This window comes from Dictyobacter formicarum (assembly GCF_016587435.1).
The window spans coordinates 1-4,210 of record NZ_BNJJ01000060.1 but is presented as its reverse complement, the minus strand read 5'-3'; the positions used below and the strand labels follow the sequence as shown (position 1 = coordinate 4,210).

Below are 4,210 nucleotides of genomic sequence, written 5' to 3'. Positions count from 1 at the left end.
AGGCGGCCAACTTGATCAGCAAGCGCTGGACGCCTCTCATCCTTAAAGTGTTGCTGCTCAAACCACGCCACTATAGTGAAATTGCGCGCACCATCGGCAATATTAGCGACCGTGTGCTTTCCATACGCCTGAAAGAGCTTGAGGAGCAGAAAATCATTGAGAGAACGGTCTTTGACGAGATACCAGTGCGAATTGAGTATGAGTTGACCGCCAAAGGCAAAGCCCTCAGCGAGGTGGTCGAAGCTATTGAGCACTGGGGAACAGAATGGCTACCTCTACCAGAAGAGGACACTGAAAGGTCTTTTATTCGTTAGTGCAGCATTCCTCGCTTTGCGAGGAATGCTGCACTAACGAATAAATCGGCACAATTATTTGAGCAGTAAAGCTTCCAGCTGGGCATTACCACCACAGATGAGTATACCAACGCGCTCATTGGGAGCAGGCTGGTAGGCGCCGGTTTGCAGGGCTGCGATACCAGCGACTGCAGAGGGCTCAGCTACCAGGCGCATATCATGCCACAGACACAGCTGGGCCTGAGCGACGGCTGCATCGTCCACCAGCACAATGCGCTCTACATAGCGCTGCGAAACGGCAAAAGGCAGTTCACCCACGCGCCGGGCTCCCAGAGCATCAGCCGCCAGGCCCCGAATTTCCACATCGACCGGGGCACCAGCCTGCAAGGCTTGATACATGCTAGCCGTCCCTTCGGTCTCGACACCAATCACACGCACTGCATTTTGAAACCAACTGGCAATACCAGCGATCAAACCACCGCCACCCACGGACACCAGCAAGGTATCAAGATCCGGCAACTGCTGCGTCAGCTCATAGCCAACCGTTCCCTGACCCGCAACCACTTCAGGCTGATTATAGGCATGAACCACCAGGGCGCCCGTCTGCTTTGCCCTCTCCTCGCTGGCCAGCCACGCATCAGCATAAGTCGCTCCAACGATATGCACATCAGCCCCATAAGAACGCAAGCGTTCTACTTTAACGCGAGCAGAAATCTCGGGCACAAATATTTCAGCGCGATACCCCAATTGCTGGGCCGCATAGGCCACAGCCGCCCCATGATTACCACCTGAAGCGGCAATCACACCCGCCGGGGGCACAGGCTGAGCCAAAAGACGATTAAAGGCGCCCCGCGCCTTAAAAGAGCCCGAATGCTGCAACTGCTCCAGCTTTAATGAAATATGGCCCGGACAGTTCCATATGCCACGCTCAAGCGAGATCACAGGGGTTTGCCGTACATAAGCAGCCACGCGCCGGGCAGCGCGTTCAATGTCTTCTCTGGTAACCATGATATACGCCTTCTTGTTTACTTTTTGCTTCATTATAGCACCTGCACAAGGGCTGTATTTTTACTGTAATAGCTGTTATCTATGTTCGCAGCATTTGACCTACTTAAAATGATTGAAAGTAGTGCAGAATAGAAAATAGCTACATTTTTTGAGCACATGCTGTAGCAATTTTATCTATACTTCTATGTATATTTATAGCCTGTGAGAGATTTAGTAATGCAATAGCGTAGTATACAGTGAAGAGTTTTGGCAAAGGTATTATTTAAGCCCGAACTACCATCCTCGTAGAATCAGGAGACACTACATGAAATCACGCGCATTGTTGAGTCGCCGTTTGATTCCAGCCTTGCTGTGCATCCTGGCTGTGCTATTATCGGCCTGTGGCAGTACAGCACCAGCTGCAACCAATTCTAATAGCAGCGACAAAGCCCCAGACGACAAACAAATTCTCATCCAGCCGATTACCGGCCGTGCAGACCTCAAAACCTTTGATCCTGCGCTGGCCGGCGACATTCCTTCCATTAACGCCATTAGCAAGGTCTTTACCGGCCTGGTATCCCTCAACGACAAGCTTGAGGTACAAAAACAACTCGCCCAATCCTATGAGGCAAGTGCAGATGGCTTAACCTGGACATTTAAGTTGAGACCCAACTTAAAATTTAGCGATGGCGCACCTCTCACCTCCAAAGATGTCGCTTATAGCATCGACCGGGCACTGGACCCACAGGTAGGCTCGGGCGTCGCCAGCACCTATCTGGGCCTCCTCAAAGATTCAGATAAGCGCAGCGCTGGTAAGGTCAAGACCCTGATCAATGATAGTATCATCACTCCTGATGATCAGACCGTTATTTTGAAGACCACTCAGAAAGCAGCTTATTTTCTAGAAGCCTTAACCTATAACACTTCTTTTGTGGTTGAGCGCAAGCTTATCGATAAGTACGGCAAGAACTTTACCGACCACCTGGACGAAGGCGGCGGCGCTGGCCCATGGAAAGTACAAAAATTCGAGCACGGCAAAGAAATCGTATTTGTACCAAATACGAATTACTATGGGGCACAGCCCAAGCTGAAAAAGATCGTTGTTCCTTTCTATAAAGATAGCCAGACAGCTTATCAGGCCTATCAGAACGGTCAGGTTCATGACACAGGTGTTCCATCATCGCTGGTAGCGACCGCCAAAAATCTGCCCGACAATCAATATCACCAGGTGCCGATCCTGGCCATCGACTTCATTGCGATGAACTATCTGACCAAACCCTTTAACAATATCAAAATTCGTCAGGCCTTTGCCCTGGCATTAAACAAGTACGCGCTGGCCCACGATGTTGGCAAAGACGCCAATGTTGCCACCAACCATATCGTGCCAGAAGGCATGCCTGGTTACAACGAAAACCTGACCGGGCCGATGGGCGTCAAGGATACCAAAGGCGATCCAACCCAGGCTAAACAGTTGTTTGAGCAAGGCATGAAAGAAGAAGGTTATACGCAGGCAACGTTCCCGCAAGTGGTCTTTACGGTCGCTACCGAAGGCTCTTCGGATGCCGCCAACGCCTTCAGCGCTATGCAGCAAATGTGGAAAAATGCGCTGGGTATTGACGTCAAGATTCGCGACACCGACTTTAATACATTGCTAGATCAAGCCAATGCAGCCGCCAACAATCCTAAAGGTATCCAGATGTGGTATGCCGACTGGTACGCTGACTATCCAGATCCTCAGGACTGGCTAACCTTGCTCTTTGGCAACGGTGCTGCTAAGAATGGTATGAACTACGGCCAGAATAAAAATCCATATGCCGCTGAACAACAGGCCAATCAGGCCTTGATGGTGAAGGCGGATGCCAACTCCAACAATACCGAGCGCATGCAGCAGTACAACACCGCAGAGCAAGCCTTGATCAACGATGTTGCCTGGATTCCGACGGCGCAAGAAATCTCCACCTCGGTCAGAAAACCCTGTGTAGTAGGCGTGGTCGACAATGCGCAGGGTCTAACCCCACCAGATGACTGGGGTTCTATCTATATCAACAATAACTCGACCTGTGCCAATGTAAGCCAGTACAAATAGCCCCATGCAGTCTGCTGTCTGCTCTCTCAAGAGAGCAGACAGCGCTCATTATGCCAGCAATAGCACAAAAGTCTCGTAGCTATAAATACGCAACTGGTAGAAAATATGTGCTCCATTCAATTCATTACACCCGTCTCTCAGCTAGGATAAAATGCTTTGATAAGATGCGTCAAAGAGGTCTTGATCGCGCTTATAAAGTCAATTAACGACCATTTCACGTTACCATATTGACAGACGATTTGTTGCGCTTTTAAACCCCAAAAGGGAGGATGTAGCAAGTCCCTTTCGACATAAGTATCACGGCTTTACAATTTCATAACAATGTTATGCCTTTACAATTTCATAACATTGTTATACAATGTGCACGTAATAACAAATTACAACAATGTTTCACATCATTTATGTCTATATAGATAAAAATGAGTGAACGTATATACAGAACCAAAAGGGAGTCTTAGAACAAATGAGTGATCTTTTAACAGTATCTGAAGTAGCGCAAATTCTTCGTGTAGACGATACCACTGTTCGCCGCTGGGTCAAACAGGGCGCACTCGAGGCCGTCGTGCTTCCTCACGTCAATGCACGCCAGGCCTATCGTATCAAACGCGAAACCCTGGACAAAGTTCTGGGCAGCGAAGGCTTACTCCAGTAATACTAAAAGTCACATGATACAGATAAAAGAAAGAGGCCTTATGCTTCATAGCAGGCATGGTCTCTCTTCTTTTTGGCTGGCTGTCCCTGCCACAGCAGAGCTTGCGCAAATAACCTCACGACCAACTTGCAGGATACTACCTTGTTCTGCATCAGCCTCTAACGTCACTTCTTCTAATAAAGAGAACTCAAC

General features: G+C 49.0%; 4 protein-coding genes. 3 read left to right on the top strand and 1 reads right to left on the bottom strand.

The annotated features are described in order from the left end of the window. Window positions 1-314 (top strand): winged helix-turn-helix transcriptional regulator (locus JMI88_RS39140; RefSeq protein ID WP_201367514.1); only part of this gene is annotated, 314 nt, incomplete at its 5' end. Window positions 315-368: 54 nt separating this feature from the next. Here the strand turns inward: JMI88_RS39140 and JMI88_RS39135 are convergent. Continuing rightward, window positions 369-1,301, bottom strand: a complete 933-nt coding sequence (locus JMI88_RS39135; protein ID WP_201367513.1) for a threonine/serine dehydratase — start codon at window positions 1,299-1,301, stop codon at window positions 369-371. A 304-nt stretch (window positions 1,302-1,605) separates the two neighbouring features. Here JMI88_RS39135 and JMI88_RS39130 point away from each other — a divergent pair, with 304 nt between their 5' ends. Then, window positions 1,606-3,366 (top strand): peptide ABC transporter substrate-binding protein, encoded by a 1,761-nt coding sequence (locus tag JMI88_RS39130; protein WP_201367512.1) that lies wholly within the window; start codon window positions 1,606-1,608, stop codon window positions 3,364-3,366. Window positions 3,367-3,829: 463 nt separating this feature from the next. Next, complete coding sequence (locus JMI88_RS39125; RefSeq protein ID WP_201367511.1) at window positions 3,830-4,018, top strand: helix-turn-helix domain-containing protein; 189 nt, start codon at window positions 3,830-3,832, stop codon at window positions 4,016-4,018. The last annotated feature ends 192 nt before the right edge of the window (window positions 4,019-4,210 follow it).

Excerpts from the sequence above, each read along its gene's own strand:
- JMI88_RS39130 (WP_201367512.1), top strand. The coding sequence starts at position 1,606 with ATGAAATCACGCGCATTGTTGAGTCGCCGTTTGATTCCAGCCTTGCTG.
- JMI88_RS39125 (WP_201367511.1), top strand. The coding sequence starts at position 3,830 with ATGAGTGATCTTTTAACAGTATCTGAAGTAGCGCAAATTCTTCGTGTA.
- JMI88_RS39135 (WP_201367513.1), bottom strand. The coding sequence starts at position 1,301 with ATGGTTACCAGAGAAGACATTGAACGCGCTGCCCGGCGCGTGGCTGCT.